General features: G+C 26.9%; 18 protein-coding genes. 15 read left to right on the plus strand and 3 right to left on the minus strand.

Annotation, left to right across the window (positions count from 1 at the left end):
• From VLM92_RS01785 to VLM92_RS01800, 4 genes are all read left to right on the plus strand, one after another.
• On the plus strand, nucleotides 1-448 hold a 448-nt coding region (locus VLM92_RS01785; RefSeq protein WP_325274640.1), incomplete at its 5' end, for a DUF3794 domain-containing protein.
• 160 nt (nucleotides 449-608) lie between these two features.
• Nucleotides 609-2,054, plus strand: coding sequence for a TolB family protein (locus tag VLM92_RS01790; protein WP_325274641.1), 1,446 nt, complete (start codon nucleotides 609-611; stop codon nucleotides 2,052-2,054).
• A gap of 115 nt (nucleotides 2,055-2,169) precedes the next feature.
• The gene (locus VLM92_RS01795) at nucleotides 2,170-2,763 is read left to right on the plus strand and encodes a carboxypeptidase-like regulatory domain-containing protein (RefSeq protein WP_325274642.1); all 594 of its coding nucleotides are present in this window, start codon (nucleotides 2,170-2,172) and stop codon (nucleotides 2,761-2,763) included.
• Nucleotides 2,764-2,880: 117 nt separating this feature from the next.
• Nucleotides 2,881-3,795, plus strand: a complete 915-nt coding sequence (locus tag VLM92_RS01800) for a hypothetical protein (protein ID WP_325274643.1) — start codon at nucleotides 2,881-2,883, stop codon at nucleotides 3,793-3,795.
• 45 nt (nucleotides 3,796-3,840) lie between these two features.
• On the opposite strand, the gene VLM92_RS01805 is transcribed toward VLM92_RS01800, so the two are convergent.
• The 3 genes from VLM92_RS01805 to VLM92_RS01815 are packed head-to-tail and all read right to left on the minus strand — an operon-like array spanning nucleotide 3,841 to nucleotide 5,614.
• Nucleotides 3,841-4,314 carry a DUF3794 domain-containing protein gene (locus VLM92_RS01805; RefSeq protein ID WP_325274644.1) on the minus strand — a complete coding sequence of 158 codons (474 nt, stop codon included), beginning with the start codon at nucleotides 4,312-4,314 and terminating at the stop codon, nucleotides 3,841-3,843.
• 33 nt (nucleotides 4,315-4,347) lie between these two features.
• Nucleotides 4,348-5,082 carry a hypothetical protein gene (locus tag VLM92_RS01810; protein ID WP_325274645.1) on the minus strand — a complete coding sequence of 245 codons (735 nt, stop codon included), beginning with the start codon at nucleotides 5,080-5,082 and terminating at the stop codon, nucleotides 4,348-4,350.
• 13 nt (nucleotides 5,083-5,095) lie between these two features.
• Nucleotides 5,096-5,614 (minus strand): DUF3794 domain-containing protein, encoded by a 519-nt coding sequence (locus VLM92_RS01815; RefSeq protein ID WP_325274646.1) that lies wholly within the window; start codon nucleotides 5,612-5,614, stop codon nucleotides 5,096-5,098.
• A 462-nt stretch (nucleotides 5,615-6,076) separates the two neighbouring features.
• On the opposite strand from VLM92_RS01815, the gene VLM92_RS01820 reads away from it, so the two are divergent.
• The 11 genes from VLM92_RS01820 to VLM92_RS01870 form a co-directional block, all read left to right on the plus strand.
• Complete coding sequence (locus VLM92_RS01820; RefSeq protein ID WP_325274647.1) at nucleotides 6,077-6,439, plus strand: response regulator; 363 nt, start codon at nucleotides 6,077-6,079, stop codon at nucleotides 6,437-6,439.
• A 17-nt stretch (nucleotides 6,440-6,456) separates the two neighbouring features.
• On the plus strand, nucleotides 6,457-8,505 hold the full coding sequence (locus tag VLM92_RS01825; RefSeq protein ID WP_325274648.1) for an ATP-binding protein: 2,049 nt from the start codon (nucleotides 6,457-6,459) through the stop codon (nucleotides 8,503-8,505).
• 13 nt (nucleotides 8,506-8,518) lie between these two features.
• Entirely contained in the window at nucleotides 8,519-9,808 is a 1,290-nt protein-coding gene (locus VLM92_RS01830) for a diguanylate cyclase (protein ID WP_325274649.1), read from the plus strand.
• Between the two features lie 418 nt (nucleotides 9,809-10,226).
• The gene (locus VLM92_RS01835; RefSeq protein ID WP_325274650.1) at nucleotides 10,227-10,430 is read left to right on the plus strand and encodes a GNAT family N-acetyltransferase; all 204 of its coding nucleotides are present in this window, start codon (nucleotides 10,227-10,229) and stop codon (nucleotides 10,428-10,430) included.
• A 139-nt stretch (nucleotides 10,431-10,569) separates the two neighbouring features.
• Nucleotides 10,570-11,031 carry a GNAT family N-acetyltransferase gene (locus VLM92_RS01840; RefSeq protein WP_325274651.1) on the plus strand — a complete coding sequence of 154 codons (462 nt, stop codon included), beginning with the start codon at nucleotides 10,570-10,572 and terminating at the stop codon, nucleotides 11,029-11,031.
• Between the two features lie 87 nt (nucleotides 11,032-11,118).
• Nucleotides 11,119-11,898: a GNAT family N-acetyltransferase gene (locus VLM92_RS01845; RefSeq protein ID WP_325274652.1), complete on the plus strand. Its 780-nt coding sequence runs from the start codon at nucleotides 11,119-11,121 to the stop codon at nucleotides 11,896-11,898.
• Nucleotides 11,899-12,590: 692 nt separating this feature from the next.
• On the plus strand, nucleotides 12,591-12,983 hold the full coding sequence (locus tag VLM92_RS01850) for a metalloregulator ArsR/SmtB family transcription factor (protein ID WP_325274653.1): 393 nt from the start codon (nucleotides 12,591-12,593) through the stop codon (nucleotides 12,981-12,983).
• Nucleotides 12,984-12,994: 11 nt separating this feature from the next.
• Nucleotides 12,995-13,738 (plus strand): metallophosphoesterase family protein, encoded by a 744-nt coding sequence (locus VLM92_RS01855; RefSeq protein ID WP_325274654.1) that lies wholly within the window; start codon nucleotides 12,995-12,997, stop codon nucleotides 13,736-13,738.
• A gap of 22 nt (nucleotides 13,739-13,760) precedes the next feature.
• Nucleotides 13,761-14,855, plus strand: a complete 1,095-nt coding sequence (arsB, locus tag VLM92_RS01860) for an ACR3 family arsenite efflux transporter (RefSeq protein ID WP_325274655.1) — start codon at nucleotides 13,761-13,763, stop codon at nucleotides 14,853-14,855.
• Between the two features lie 110 nt (nucleotides 14,856-14,965).
• Nucleotides 14,966-15,274 carry an arsenite efflux transporter metallochaperone ArsD gene (gene arsD / locus VLM92_RS01865; RefSeq protein ID WP_325274656.1) on the plus strand — a complete coding sequence of 103 codons (309 nt, stop codon included), beginning with the start codon at nucleotides 14,966-14,968 and terminating at the stop codon, nucleotides 15,272-15,274.
• Nucleotide 15,275: 1 nt separating this feature from the next.
• Nucleotides 15,276-16,064 (plus strand): ArsA family ATPase (locus VLM92_RS01870; RefSeq protein WP_325274657.1); only part of this gene is annotated, 789 nt, incomplete at its 3' end.

Genomic DNA, 16,064 nt, shown 5'->3' on the forward strand with positions numbered 1-16,064 from the left:
AGAAAGTAATGAAGTAGTAACATATGTAGAAGTTAGGATATTTAAACAATTAAGTGTAGATACAAATGTAAAAATACCACCTCAAAAACCTGAGGCAGAAGATATTATAGAAATCACAGCATGTGTGGATATAACTTACACTTATTTAATAAAAACTCCAGTTGTAACTTCGTATGAAGGTCAAGAACTAACAGGATGGAAGTTAATTGTAGAAGGTATAATAAGACAAAAAGTAGTTTATATAGCTAATGAACCAACTCAAAGTGTACACGCAGCAGAATTTGAAATACCTTTTAGCACATTTGTTATTCTTCCTAAAGACTATAAACCATGTAGTGATGTTAGAGTAACTGGATATATAGAAGATGACTTTGCAAAATTACTATCAGATAGAAGAACTATATTCAAAAATATAACTTTAATGATAGAAGGAAGAACAGGCTGTTAAATAAAAATAAAACCTTATGGATTTTATTTTATCCATGAGGTTTATTTTTATTTGTAAATATATAAAAAAATAACCTTGTACTTAAAAAAAAAAAGATATTTTTCTATTGAGATGTAAATATATTAATAAGAGAAAGGTTAAGTTGTTTAGGAGGAGGGTTATGAAAAAAAATAATATTATTAAACAAAAATATAGAAATAGACATAAACATATTAAATATTTTAAACAATACAGCTTTGAAGAAACGGTAACAATACCACAACAAAAGCCTAATATAGAGGATATTGTATCTGTTATGGTTGATCCAGAAATTGTGTCAACTAGGGTAATTAATACACCTAAAGGAAAATCCTATGAAGGGCAGAGCCTTACCGGAAAAAAAATATCCATTGAGATAAAATTAAAACAAAAAATTACGTATATCTCAGATAAATCAACACAATCAGTTCATGCAATTCATAACGAAACATATCATAGTACATTTATAGTTATTCCTAATTTAATAGAGGGATGTTCACCAGAAGCTTTATTAAAAAACAAAATACTCAATCCAAAGGTTATAATAGAAGATGCCCAAGGGCAAAGATTAGATGAAAGACATATATTTAAAAATATAACCATCTTTATAGAAGTATGCTTGCCTCCAAGTTATTTAATATGTTATACAGAAAATTGTGATTGTAACGAAAATTGCTTATATATAGATTATGAAAATTGTGAGAATAAAAAGGATATAATTTGTTTTGATAATTTTAAAATTTCAAATCCTCAATGGTCCCCTGATGGTCAAAAAATAGCATTTATTCGTTATAATAAAAACTGTAGTACTTTATGTATTTCTCATATTAGAAGCTTAACTACTGAAGAAGTAACTGATTCCCACATATTTAAATATATAACAGGATTTAACTGGAGCAGTGACAGTGAAAACATAGTATTTACAGCTTATATGAAAAATAAAAAAGATATATTTTTATTAAATGTAGATTCATGTGAGTGGAGACCGTTAACTTTTAGCCAGGATAATTGCGATAGCTTTAAAGCTAAATATTCTTTAGATGGAGAGAAAATAGCATATTTAAAATATTTAGGTGATTATATAAATCTATTTCTTATGAAAAAAAATGGACTGGGGACAAAGCAGTTAACTAGATACAAGAAAGTAAGAGACTATGATTGGGTAGATGAAAATGAAATTATATATATATATTATGACATAGAAAAGGGCTACAAAATAAATATATTAAATATATTAAATTATTATGAATGGGAGTTACCTAATACAGATTTAGAATTAAATCTAAGGAAAATAAAGACATCGCCTGATAAGAGGTATGTAGGATTTATTGCAAGAGCCTGTGATATAGATAATATATACATATATAATCTAGACTCATATGAATTAAGAAATATAACTGAGTATAAGCATGAGGTAAATATAAGCGATTTTGATTGGAAAAGTGATTCAGAGCAAATTTATTTTTCTTGCGATGAATTAGGTTGTTATAATTTATATAGTGTATATATTTGTGATGGAGAAATAACTCAACTTTCAAATAGCAATGCTAGTAATATTAATATAAGTTATAGAACGAAAATAATTTAAATTATTACAAAAAAGACCTAAGGGTCTTTTTTTATGTTTTGTATATAAAGTTATTTTTCTTGTTTTAATGAATAAACTTTAATATATGTAAATAATTTATTCTTAGGGGGTACATATGGGTTATAAGTTAACAAAATTTAGCATAGTTCCTTGTGAAAATGAACAAATAGATGCGGTTATAAAAGTTTGCAAGGAAGACAGAAGTGTATTTTATGGAGTGGTATTAGATGAATGTAATGAACCAGTAGAAGATGCAGTAGTAAAATTATTAGAAGTAAATAAAGATGGATGTTTAGAGCCTAAATATCATACTTTTACTGACGAAGATGGACAATTTTTATTTGGACCTCTTGATCCTAGAGTTGAATATGTAATAAAAGTATGGATAAAACATGAGAAAAGTAGAATGATAGTAATACACGATGATGAGTGTAATCATGTATACGATGATGAGTGTAATTGTGATGATGATTGTGATTGTGCTGATCATCATGATAAATGCAGTTACATATGTAATAATGAACATCATAAGTCATATGACGATGAGTATAATGACTTATGGCATAAAAAAAATAGTTACAATTCATCATATCCAAAGGAAAGTCATAAAGTAAATAAAGTACATAGTAAATGTAGTAAAAATTATCGTAGCGAAAATATATCACATGATGAAGATAATGAGTTTGAGTCAATCAAAGATGAAGATTAAGTATAAAAAAATCTTATAAATACTTAAAATGCTATCCATTTATTAATGGGTAGCATTTTTACTTTATATAAAACATAAATATATTTTGAAGACAATTTATTTATATGGGAGGGTATAATGAAAAAATATGTATTATATATTTTAGCTAATGATATAGACTATATAGATTCTATGCTTAGATTTTTTCCTAAAGAAGGATACGACAATACAGATATATATTTAGTAAATGATGATATTCACTTGAAAGATATAAAAGAAGATTTAAAAAAACTAACTAAAAGATACGATAATAAATATATTAATAATGCAAAAGTGTTAAGTGGAAAAGAAATAGCTAATTATTATATAAATAAACTTAACCTAACTGAAATAGGAAAATATAATCTAATGACTCATCCAATGAATGTACATATTTTATTATATGATTATGGAATAGAAAATGGATATGAAGCTACTATTTATACAGATGATGATGTTTTTATACTAGGTTCGATAGAAAGTATCATTGAAAATAATGATGAAAATATAATAGGCACTAAATTTAACTTAGGCATACAAAGGGGAAGAAACTTTAGTACACTTTATGAAATAATAACTGATACCTTTGATAAAGAATTTAATATAGATGATTTAAGTAAAAATATGTTAATGAATGGAACGATGATATTAAGAGATGCTCCAAGATTAAAAGAATTTATAACTAGATTTTATAACAATGAAAAATTAACTCCTTTTGTAAAAAACTTTAGAAAGTATCCTTATGAATTTGAATCTTTTTTATTAGATTTAGTGTTTATAAGTAGTTATTGTCATTGGTTATTAGATAATAATTATACTATAAGAAATTTAAAAGAAATGCAATTATTTTATTATTATGAACTAAAATCTAGTTTATATAGATTTGATTTAAGTAAATATACTATATGCCATTATATGACACCTTCTAAAGATAAATTAGATTGTTGTGAAAAAATGGTAAACTTATTAATGCGAAAATACCCATATCTAGAAAATGAACCAAAAAATAATTAAATATAAAAAATCTCATGGACTTAGTTATCCATGAGTTTTTTTTATTTAAGATACTACTGCATCTAAGAATAAAACAACATTTTTAAAGAATCGTCTTTTATCTATTTGTTGTATATAGATATCCTCTATATAAGGAACAACAGTAATTAGATTATCGCATGAATGATTTTCGGATAATACTATAAATGTACTAAAAGGAACTTTAAAGTGAGCGGCATGAACAGATTGAGTAGGCTCATCTGCAACATATTCAACTTTTTGTAATAATTCTCCCTCAACTATTAATTTCCATCCTGTTAACTCTTGACCTTCCCAAGATACACCCTTTGGAGTTCTTATTACTCTTATATCAGTAATTTCAACTTCAGCTATAACTTTAGTTATTTGTTCTATGTCGGGTTTTGCATCTGGTATAACTAAATCCTCCTGAACAGTTAATTGCTTAAAACGCGTTGGAGTTTTTGGGAATATATCAGCTATTCCAGAGTACTCTATCAATCCTTTCATAATGCTAGCCATAAAAAAACCTCCTACAATAAAAAAATTTTATAATTAACAGTCAGAGCAATCCTCTGTATTACAATCCGCTGGATTTGGTAAACAGCCGTTGTTGTCGGCTTCACATATATTATGATAATAATAGTCACAAGGTACATAAGCGTTATCTATATAACAGCAGTCGTAATAAGCGCCATCTTCATAACAGCATCCACAGTGGAATATACATGGGTTTGGTAAGCCAACCTCATCTTTAACTGTTACATGTATTAATACAGTTATATTTTTAAATATATTTCTCTTGTCTAATTGTTCTGCATATATATCTTCTATATATGGAGTAACCTTAACTTTACCTTCTCTTAATAATTGGTCTATACAAACTTTTTTATTATTACCTTTGCAATCTTTAACGATTACTGATGGAGGTACTACAACCCATATACTATTAACAAGTTTAGTAAAGTGAGCAGCATGAACAGACTGAGTAGGTTCATCAGCTACATATTTAACTTTTTGTTGTAGTTCTAATTCTATACTTAATTTTTTCCCTGTAAGATTTTGCCCTTCTTCAGAACAACCTTTAGGAGTATTTATAAGTCTTGTTGATACTATACGAGCATCTACCATAACAGAAAGTAATTGTTCCATATCAGGCTTAACATCTGGAATAGTAACTTTTTCTGGTACTGCTATTTCTGTAAAATATGATCCGGGACAAAGTGTAAGCTCTTCAAAACCATTAGATATACCGATACCTTCTACTTCTTTGCGCACTACATTAGCCATATATACTACCTCCTTAACAAGAAACTACTGCATTTAATAGCATAGTTATATTTTTAAATATGTTTCTCTTATCCATTTGTTTTGCATAAATATCTTCTATATAAGGAAGAACTGTTACAACATTATCCTTAGTAAAACCGTAAGGTAATACTATAAATGTGCTAAAAGGAATTTTAAAATGAGCAGCATGAACAGATTGAGTAGGTTCATCTGCAACATACTCTATTTTTTGGTTTATAAAACCTTCAACTATTAATTTCCAACCTGTAAGGTTTTGACCTTCAAGTGATGAAACTCCATTATGATAATTTTTTCCAGGTGTTTCTATTATTTTTGTGCTAGTTATTGAAACTTCAGCCATTACCTTAACTATTTGTTCTATATCAGGCTTAGCAGCTGGTATTTTTAAGTTTTCTTGAATTGTTAGTTGCTTGAATGTACCAGGTTCTGCACATGTGCCAATATTAGCTGGCATGTCACAATAGTCAGCTATGCCAACATATTCAATTAGATTTTTTACTATACTTGCCATATAGACCTCCTTATTTCATAAAAAATATATTTAGTGATTTAAACTCTTACCCTATATCTATATGAGAGATATTAAAAAAAATAAACTTGTACTTAAAAAAATAAACTTGTACTTAAAAAAAATTTTAAAATATACTTAATAAAAGAAAGTATAAGGTATTTAAGAGGAGGTTTATGAGAAAATAATAGACTATGATTGGATAAATGAAAATGAACTTATAAAGTATAGATATTTATTAAAATCTATGATATAGTAATTAAGTAATAAAAAATATTAGGAATATTTTGGAAATGAAATTTAATAGAACATAGAACATATAACATTAAAAATGTAATAGTTAAATGGTCTATGAGTCAAAACGGATTATAAGCTATAAAAATAAATATTTTATACTATATAAGTTGTCAATATAAAGACCGAAGGGTCTTTTTTTATGTGAAAATTTTATAAGGAGAAACGAATATGAAGAAAATTCTTATAGTAGATGATGAAGCATCAATTAGATTTTTAATATCTGAAACTTTAGAAATAAATGATTATGAAATATATGAGGCAGAAGATGGGCAAGAGGCTATTGATATGACTAATAAAAATGAATTTGACTTGCTTTTATTAGATGTTATGATGCCTAAATTAACAGGATATGAAGTAGCAAAAACACTAAAAGAAAATAAAAACAAAAGAAAGCCTGAAATCATTATGCTTACAGCAAAAGGACAACAGAAAGATAGAGAAGAAGGATTTAAAAATGGAGCCGATTACTTTTTAACAAAACCATTTAGTCCTATAGAACTTTTAGAACTAGTAGAAGAAATACTGGGATAAAAAACGAGGGTGAGATTATGGATAAATATTATGATGATATAGTTGAAGAATTAAAACAAAAAAAACAAGAACTGCAAGAAGAAAAAATAAAAAGGGAAAAAGCTGAAAAAGAGTTAGAAGAACTTAGAAGAATGGTTACATATCAACAAGAATTTTTATATAAGGTAATTGATATAAATCCAAGTCATATTTTTGTACGAGATTATAATGGTAAATTTATATTAGCAAATCAAGAAGCAGCTTCATTTTATGGTATGACTCCTAAAGAAGTTGTTGGAAAAACAGAAATAGCAATTAACCCTAATGAAAAAGAAGCTAGTAGATTTGTGTTTGAAGATAAAGAAATTATCAACACAAATAAGCAAATAGAAATACCAGAAGAAATGGTTACAGATTCGGATGGAAATGTTATATGGATGAGAACGTTAAAAGTACCAATTATACATGACAAAAAAGAAGATTCTCAAGTACTTATTGTGTCAACTGATATAACAAAATATAAAGATGTAGAAAAAGAATTAAAGAAAGAAAGAGATATAGCTCAAAAATACCTTGATGTAGCCGAAGCAATGATGGTTGTAGTAGGTAAGGATGAAAAAGTAATTCATATAAATAAAAAAGGATGCGAAATTTTAGAATACGGTGAATCTGAAATTATAGGCAAAAATTGGTTTGATAAATTTGTACCACAAGATATACAAAATGAAGTTAGGAATGCATTTAATGAATTTATGTCTGGTAAAGTAGATGGTCTTGAATTTGCTGAATATACAATAATAACTAAAAGTGGCAAAGAAAAAGTAATAGAATGGCATAATGGACCTTTAAAAGATGAAAGTGATAAAATTATAGCCAGTGTAAGTTCAGGTCAAGATATTACACAGCGTAAAGAAGTAGATCGTATGAAGTCTGATTTAATAAATACAGTAAGTCATGAAATTAGAACCCCTCTTGCTAGTATTTCAGGGTTTATAGAACTTTTATTAAAAAGAGATTTAAATGCAGAAAAAGTACAAAAGTATCTAAAAGTAATGCATAAAGAGGCTAAGAGGTTAACTGATCTTATTAATGATTTTTTAGATATACAAAGAATGGAAAGTGGTAAACAAATATTTGAAAAAGAAAGATTTAAAATAGATGATTTAATAAATGAAGTAATAGACGTCTATTCAGTAGATAATATACATAGCTTTATAGTAGATATTGAAGCAGATAAATCATCAATATACGGTGATTATGATAGAATAAAGCAATTACTAAGCAATCTTATTTCTAATGCAAAAAAATATTCTGTTACTGAGCAAGAAATAATTATAAAAGTTATTGAGAATGAAAAAGAATTAGAGGTAGTAATAAAAGATAAAGGATTAGGAATACCTAAAGAATCTATACCTAAATTATTTAATAAGTTTTATCGTGTAGACAATTCAGATCATAGAAAAATAGGTGGAACAGGTTTGGGGCTAGTTATTTGTAAAGAAATTATAGAAGCACATGGGGGCAGTATATGGATTGAATCTCAACTAGGTATAGGGACAGATGTTCATTTTACTATTCCAAAAGTAGAATACATGTATGAAGAAAAAGTTGATGAAAGTAAAGACTATGTACTTATTGTTGAAGATGATATTTCATTAGGTCAACTTATTAGTGAAAATATATCAAATATAGGACTTGAGTGTAAAATTGTAGAAAGTGGAGAAAAGGCTTTAAGCCTTATAGAAAAAAATCCTCCGTTAGTACTTATTTTAGATATTAGATTAGATGGAAATTTAGATGGTTGGCAAGTATTGCAAAAGCTTAAAGAAAAAGGACTGATAAAAAAATTACCTATAATAATATCATCAGCTTTAGAAAAACCAGCAGTAGAAAATAATAATAACATTTATGATGCATATTTTGTTAAGCCATACTCACTTGATCAATTAAATGGTACGATTTTCAATTTGATGGATTCATTTAAGGATAAAAAAAATGGAGAAGAAGTTGGAGTTGTTATTCAGACAAAATCAGAAAATAAACAGAATATTGTTAAAAAATTGTATGAAAGTGGATTTGAAATGTAAGGGGGAAACTAATATGGAAAAATCACAAAAATTGCAATCGATTATGAAAAAGGGTAGGCATCTGTTTATATGTGAACAACAACAAAAAATTAATAAAATGATGGTTAGTCTTATGAAATACTGTTTATATAAAAATAAAGAAGAACAAGATGAGCTTAAATTATTTTTTCATTCGTTAAAAGGAACAGGTGCAATTTTTAACTTTGAAAAAATATCTAATATAGGAAAAGAGTATGAAGATTATATATGTAGTATAGAAAATGAATCTGAACTATCTGAAGATGTATTTTATACTTTGTTAAAAGGATTAGCACAAGCATATGATGAAATAGAAAAATTAAATAAAGAGTGCAAAATAGAAGAAAATGAAGAGAAATTAATAGAAAATAAAGGCGAGTTAATAGAAAATGAAGATAAAATAAAAGGTAATAAGGGAACTATACTAATTGTAGATGATGATATAACTTTATTAAATCAATTAGAAAAAGTTTTTAAATATGAGGGTTATAATGTTATAAGTATAGATAAGCCACAGGAAGCAATAAAAATAATACAAGAAGAAAAAATAGATATTATTCTTTTGGATATTATGATGCCTAAAATAGATGGATTTGAGGTTTTTAATGAAATCCAAAAGGAAAAGTTAGATATACCAATAATATTTCTTACAGCAAAGACATTTATAGAAGATAAAATAACTGCATTAAATTCTGGAGCTGATGATTATATAACAAAACCTTTTAAAATAGAGGAAGTTTTAGCAAGGGTAAATAGAGCTCTTCAAAGAAATTCTAATTATAGAATTGATGAATTAACTGGTGCATATACAAAAAGACACTTTACAAAAAGAATAAAAGAAGTACAAAATAAATTTTTAAAGCATGGAGAAATTTATTCTATAGCATTTATAGATATTGATTACTTTAAAGAAATAAATGACACATATGGACATATGGTAGGAGATATTATATTAAAAAAATTTGCTAATAGTATAAAAAGTACTATTCGTTCAAAAGATGAGTTATTTCGTTTTGGAGGAGATGAGTTTATTGTTATATTCCCTAAGGCTACAGATGATCAAGTATATAATATACTAGAGAGAATTAAAAAAGAAATACAATCAAATGTAGTTTATTGTAACAAAACTAATAAACCAATAAATATTTTCTTTAGTGCTGGAATAGGTACTATTAAAGATGCAAATCAAAGCATTGAGGAGCTTATAGAAATTACTGATAAATATTTATATATATCAAAACAACAGGGAAGAAATAAAATTACGTATCAAGAAAATGCTAAATAATTTAAATACTTATCAAAAATTTATATAGTTGATATGCTCCCTTTATAGTAGACCGTGAAAATAATAAAAACTGTTTATTATAGAGGGAGTATATTTTTATGAAAAGAAAATTATTACAATAATCCTGAGGATTAATAAATATTACAAAAGACAGGTTCCGTTGCCTGTCTTTTAGGATAGAAAATATATAAATAAATAAAGAATATAAAGGATAACATATAAATTATATCCAGGATTTAGAGGGTTTATACATTGTTTTGAGTTTTTTTTAGAAATTCTATTTTTTTTAGATATTTTTAACACTTCTAATTAAGGTTTATTATAAAAGATTATCTTATTTATATTGACAATTAAGGAAAAGATAAATATTAAATTATAGATAAAAAATTAAAATTAGATATTAAAAAGGGGATATGCAATGGATTATACAATTGAAAAAATTGAGTTTAATATGATTGAAGAAGCATTTTCAATGATTATGAAAGTATTTATGGAATTTGATGCACCTGATTACAGTCAAGAGGGGATTGAAACATTTAGAAAAGAAATTATTCAAAATAAAGAGTTTAAAAATCGCTTTAAAACAGGTGAACAAATGATGATAGGTGCATTTATAGATTGATATACAACAAGTTAAGAATGGAATAAAATATATACCTATGGAATTTAGGTTGTAAATCTACAATTTTCTAACGAGATACCTATAATAAGGATATAGAACGCCACTATTATAAAGTGCGAAATGTGAGGTGAGTTAATGGATGAATGATTTAATTATAAAAAAAGTATCTAATGAAGATGAAATTCCATATGACTTACTTTTTTTAGCAGATCCATCAATTGAAATAATTAATGAATATGTATATAGAGGGGAATGTTTTATTGCCTATATCAACAATGATATTGTTGGAGCATATGTATTGATAAAAACAAGACCATTTACTTTAGAACTTGTAAATATAGCGGTCAAAGAATCTTTCCAATGTAAAGGAATAGGAAGTAAATTAATATATAGTGCAATAGATTTTGCAAAAAAAGAAAATGCAAAAGTCTTACAGGTTGGTACAGGAAATTCTAGTATATATCAATTAGGTCTTTATCAAAAATGTGGTTTTCGTATAGTGGGAGTAGATAAGGATTTTTTTAGAAAACATTACAAAGAAAAAATAGTAGAAAATGGAATTGAATGCATTGATATGATTAGGTTAAGTATCGATTTATAAAACTTTTAAGATAAATCATAAATTTAATTCACAACTAAGGCTATGGTTCACAATTGTTATAACTTATGAAGTAAAAAGGGGGATAACATGAAAAAATTAAATCAAAGAATACTAGAATGTGAAATTGAATATTATAAATGTTTTTCTAAATATGATGAAAATGACGATATTATTAGATTTCGTGATAATCAGTTACCTGATATGTATTATCACAATTATACCTATATAAAAAAAGCAATGGAAGAAAAGAAGTTACTATCTATTATAGAAAATGAAATTTCCCTTAGGTTATTGGAAAGTAGTCATTTTTGTAATATTATTTTAAATAGTGTTGTTAATGATTCTCTACTGTCTATCCTTGAATACAAACCTCAATTATCAATAACTGGCTATTATTCCTTCAATATTTCTAATTTTTCAAATCTAAACAACTTAGATAGTTGCACAATAAAGAAAGTAATTAATCAAGAGATGGTAGAAGATATTTTATTTTGCGACTTGGAACATGATGAAAAAAAACTTGGAAAAGATTTTTGCACTAGAAGATGTTATAGACGTGGAAAAGTATATACTTCTGATAAAGGAGTAGATTCTTATGTTTGCTATCATAATGGAAATATAATTGGGAGTTGTGATTTATTTATTCATAATGGTGTTGCTAAAATTGAAGATTTTGCTGTTAGACCAAAATATCAGCGTAAAGGATATGGAACAAGCATTTTGAAAGCTCTAATTGGTACTTCAATAAAAGAGAATTGTCATACTATTTATTTAGTTACGGATGAAGATGATACACCAAAAGAAATGTATGAAAAAATAGGATTTCATAAAGTAGGGGAAAGAACGGAGTTATTTCTAAAGTTATAGAAGCTAAAAGGTAGTAATAAAGAGGTATGTAATTAGTGCCTTTTTCATGTCCACTAAAACATCACTCTAATCTCATATTATAATTCAATTGAGATTTAAAAAAAAATTTTAATGCAAACTAAGTTAATACTTAGAATGTAAAACTTATAAAAAAAACAAAACAAAATGTAAATTATATATAAAAATTTTTTTATATTATAGACTTATATAAAAAATATTGGTATATTGTATACATAGGCAACAAGAAATGACACAAAGAGATAAACATTAGGAATCGACTTAATTTAAAAATAAGATTAATATTCTTGATCCCCTTGAATATTAAAAATATAGATATTATCCCCCATAAATAATATTTATACTTACATAACCCCTTTTTATAAGACTGTAATGAAAACAGTCTTTTTTTAATTCTCTAATTAATGTAGAGCATAAGACACTTACTATTAATTTAGTAGGTGCTTTTATCGTGTTCAATAAAACATCTATCAAACTTACAAAATTGTAAGGTTAATGAAGGGTAAATAAGTAGTATATATTTATTTGATAGGACTTAAAATAAAAATGAATTCAAATGTGAAGAATTTAGTTGCTATTAAATCAATTTTTTTTGATTTAATAGTTTACAAAATTTAATTTTTGACATATCATATGATTAAAGGTGAATATGTTAATTTGATTAAGGAGAGATTATGAAAACAATACAAATGTTAAAAGCTTTAGGCGATGAAACTAGAATTAGAATAGTTAACATTTTAAGACATGGACCATTATGTGTTTGTGAAATAGAGTCAATACTTGAAATTACACAATCTAATGCATCAAGGCATTTAAATAAACTAATGAACGCTAATTTAGTGACTTATTACAAAGAAGCTAAATTTGTTTACTACAAGTTAGATGAAGAAACTTTAAATAAGTATAGCTTTATAAAAGTTCTTTTAGATAATGAGTTGGAAAAAGAAGAAAAATTAAAATATGATTATGATGTCTTAATGAATTACAAAGATGCTGGATTAACTTGTGACACAGTAACACAAGTTAAAGATATAATTTGTAAAATAAACGAAAGAAAATCACTTTAGGAGGTAATAACATGAAAGTAGCAGTAATATCAGATATACATAGTAATGTATATGCACTAGATGAGGTTTTAGCAGATATTGAAAAAAGAAACGTAGATTTAACAGTTTGTACAGGAGATTTAGTAGGATATGGAACACGTCCAAATGAAGTTATACAAACTCTTAAGAAAAATAAAATACTTACTATAATGGGTAACTATGATGATGCAATAGGTAATTTAAAGATAATATGTGGTTGTGATTATCCAGATCCTAAAGATGCACAAAAAGCTGGACTTTCAATGCACTTTACTGGACAAAATACAAGTGATGAGAACAAAGAATATTTAAGAAACTTACCAAAGGAAGCGACTTTTACTTTCAATGATAAAAAGATAAGATTTGTTCATGGAAGTACAAGACTTATAAATGAATATTTAAAAGAAAATTCTAAAGAAGCTGATGAAGTTATGAGTGAACTAGTTGAAGATATATTAGTTTGTGGTCATACTCATATACCATATGCTAAGTATTATGGTGAAAAATTACTAGTAAATGCAGGTAGTGTAGGAAAACCAAAGACGGGAAGTCCTAATGCAAACTATGTAATTATAGATATAAAAAATGATGATGAGATAGATGGAACTTCTTCAAATGTTGAAGTTGAAATAATAGAAGTACCTTATGATTTTGAAAAAATAGCAAAAGAAATAGAGGAAAATGAAATACTTCCAAATGATTTTGCAAGACTTATAAGAAGTGGAAGTGCAAAATAGTAAAATATTAGGAGGAATAATAATGAGTAATAAAAAAAATAAGCCCGGGATATCTGCAAATGTTCAGGTAAATAAAAAACAAAAAAGTGGTGGGCTTGGTGTATTTGAAAAATATCTAACAGTTTGGGTAGCTCTTTGTATAATAGTTGGGGTTTTAATAGGTGTATATTTACCTCAAATACCTCAAACTTTAGATAAGTTTACTTATGCTCAAGTTTCTATACCAGTAGCTATATTAATATGGCTTATGATTTACCCAATGATGCTTAAAATAGACTTTACAGCTATAAAAAATGCTGCAAAACAAAAGAAAGGTTTAGTTGTTACTTGTGGTACTAACTGGTTAATAAAGCCTTTTACAATGTATGCGATATCATATTTCTTTTTAATAATAGTATTTAAAAGCTTTATACCAGCGCATTTAGCTAAAGAATATTTAGCAGGAGCAGTGCTACTTGGAGCAGCACCTTGTACAGCGATGGTTTTCGTTTGGAGTCATTTAACAGATGGAAATCCAGCTTATACATTAGTTCAAGTTGCAGTTAATGACATTATATTATTGGTAGCATTTGCTCCAATAGTTGCTTTCTTACTAGGGGTTACAGATGTGACTGTGCCTATGGATACATTATTATTATCAGTAGTGTTATTTGTAATAATACCTTTTGTTGCAGGATACTTCTCAAGAACTATGATAATAAAGAAAAAAGGTTTATATTACTTTGAAAATGAGTTTTTATCTAAATTTAATGGTGTTACAGTAATTGGATTATTATTAACTTTAATAATATTATTTGCTTTCCAAGGGCAAAAGATAATAGATAATCCAACACATATAGCATTAATAGCTGTGCCACTTACAATACAAACATTCTTCATATTCTTCTTAGCTTATGGATGGTGCAAACTTTGGAAGTTACCTCATAATGTAGCAGCTCCAGCTGGTATGATAGGTGCTAGTAACTTCTTTGAATTAGCAGTTGCAGTTGCAATAGCTTTATTCGGACTTAATTCAGGATCAGCTTTAGCTACTGTTGTTGGAGTACTTGTTGAAGTTCCAGTTATGCTTGCACTTGTTGGAATTGCTAATAAAACTAAGCACTGGTTTGCAAAGTAAAAAATTAAAATAAATATTTAGTCAGTAGTTTATAGGAAGTCACAATTTAACAATTTGTTACTAGGCTTCCTATAAATTTATATAAAATTAAAATTATAAGGAGTAATATTATGAAAATAGAGATATTTGAACCTACTATGTGTTGTTCTTCTGGGATATGTGGTCCTAGTGTAGATGAAAATTTAGTTAAAATAAGTGAGAATATAGAAACTATTAAAAATGAATTTGAAGGTGTACTTATTGAAAGATATCAACCACAAACTCATTCTATGAAGTTTATGGCTAATATGGAAGTTGGAAAACTTGTAAGAGAAAATGGTCAAAAGATACTTCCTATAACAGTTTTAAATGGAAAGGTAATAAAAAGTGGAGAATATCCAACTTTAGAAGAATTAAAATCAAACTTAAGAGGTGAGTAATATGACACAGTTTTTATTTTTCTCAGGTAAAGGAGGAGTTGGAAAGACTTCAATGGCTTGTACTACAGGAGTATATAATGCTGATAAAGGCTTAAAAACTTTAATAGTAACAACAGATCCTGCAGCTAATTTATCTGATGTATTTGAACAAGAAATAGGTCATAAAATAACTAAAATAAATAACATAGAAAATCTTTATGCTATGGAAATAGATCCAGATGAAGCTACTAATGAGTATAAAGAGAATTTACTTGCTCCGATGAGAGAAATCTTTGATGAAGAAATGATAAAAATAGCTGATGAGCAATTAAGTGGACCATGTACAGAAGAAATGGCATCATTTGATAGATTCATTGACTTTATGGAAATAGATGAATATGACGTTATAATATTTGATACAGCTCCAACAGGTCATACTATAAGACTTTTAGAACTTCCTATAGATTGGTCTAAACATATAGAGGAAAGTGCTCAGGGAAGCGGACAAACTTGTATGGGACCTGTATCTATGATACAAGAGAGCAAAGATAAGTTTGACAGAGCTATAGCAAAGCTTAGAGACACTTCTCAAACTGACTTTATATTTGTTATGCAACCTGAACAAACTTCATTAGATGAAACTATAAGAGCATCACATGAACTTAATGAGCTTGGTATATCTACAACTAAAGTAATAATTAATGGATTTATACCAAAGGATGAGGCGTTAACTCCATTTTTTAAATCAAGGTATGAAATGCAACAAAATTACTTAGATAAGGCTAAAAACATATTTAAGAAATTACCTATT

It is taken from the genome of Romboutsia sp., assembly GCF_035470145.1.
In the GTDB taxonomy this organism is placed as follows: Bacteria; Bacillota; Clostridia; order Peptostreptococcales; family Peptostreptococcaceae; genus Romboutsia_D.

Bases quoted from the DNA above. Each gene is read 5' to 3' on its own strand.
- VLM92_RS01790 (WP_325274641.1), top strand. From the start codon at position 609: ATGAAAAAAAATAATATTATTAAACAAAAATATAGAAATAGACATAAA.
- VLM92_RS01795 (WP_325274642.1), top strand. From the start codon at position 2,170: ATGGGTTATAAGTTAACAAAATTTAGCATAGTTCCTTGTGAAAATGAA.
- VLM92_RS01800 (WP_325274643.1), top strand. From the start codon at position 2,881: ATGAAAAAATATGTATTATATATTTTAGCTAATGATATAGACTATATA.
- VLM92_RS01805 (WP_325274644.1), bottom strand. From the start codon at position 4,314: ATGGCTAGCATTATGAAAGGATTGATAGAGTACTCTGGAATAGCTGAT.
- VLM92_RS01810 (WP_325274645.1), bottom strand. From the start codon at position 5,082: ATGGCTAATGTAGTGCGCAAAGAAGTAGAAGGTATCGGTATATCTAAT.
- VLM92_RS01815 (WP_325274646.1), bottom strand. From the start codon at position 5,614: ATGGCAAGTATAGTAAAAAATCTAATTGAATATGTTGGCATAGCTGAC.
- VLM92_RS01820 (WP_325274647.1), top strand. From the start codon at position 6,077: ATGAAGAAAATTCTTATAGTAGATGATGAAGCATCAATTAGATTTTTA.
- VLM92_RS01825 (WP_325274648.1), top strand. From the start codon at position 6,457: ATGGATAAATATTATGATGATATAGTTGAAGAATTAAAACAAAAAAAA.
- VLM92_RS01830 (WP_325274649.1), top strand. From the start codon at position 8,519: ATGGAAAAATCACAAAAATTGCAATCGATTATGAAAAAGGGTAGGCAT.
- VLM92_RS01835 (WP_325274650.1), top strand. From the start codon at position 10,227: ATGGATTATACAATTGAAAAAATTGAGTTTAATATGATTGAAGAAGCA.
- VLM92_RS01840 (WP_325274651.1), top strand. From the start codon at position 10,570: ATGAATGATTTAATTATAAAAAAAGTATCTAATGAAGATGAAATTCCA.
- VLM92_RS01845 (WP_325274652.1), top strand. From the start codon at position 11,119: ATGAAAAAATTAAATCAAAGAATACTAGAATGTGAAATTGAATATTAT.
- VLM92_RS01850 (WP_325274653.1), top strand. From the start codon at position 12,591: ATGAAAACAATACAAATGTTAAAAGCTTTAGGCGATGAAACTAGAATT.
- VLM92_RS01855 (WP_325274654.1), top strand. From the start codon at position 12,995: ATGAAAGTAGCAGTAATATCAGATATACATAGTAATGTATATGCACTA.
- arsB (WP_325274655.1), top strand. From the start codon at position 13,761: ATGAGTAATAAAAAAAATAAGCCCGGGATATCTGCAAATGTTCAGGTA.
- arsD (WP_325274656.1), top strand. From the start codon at position 14,966: ATGAAAATAGAGATATTTGAACCTACTATGTGTTGTTCTTCTGGGATA.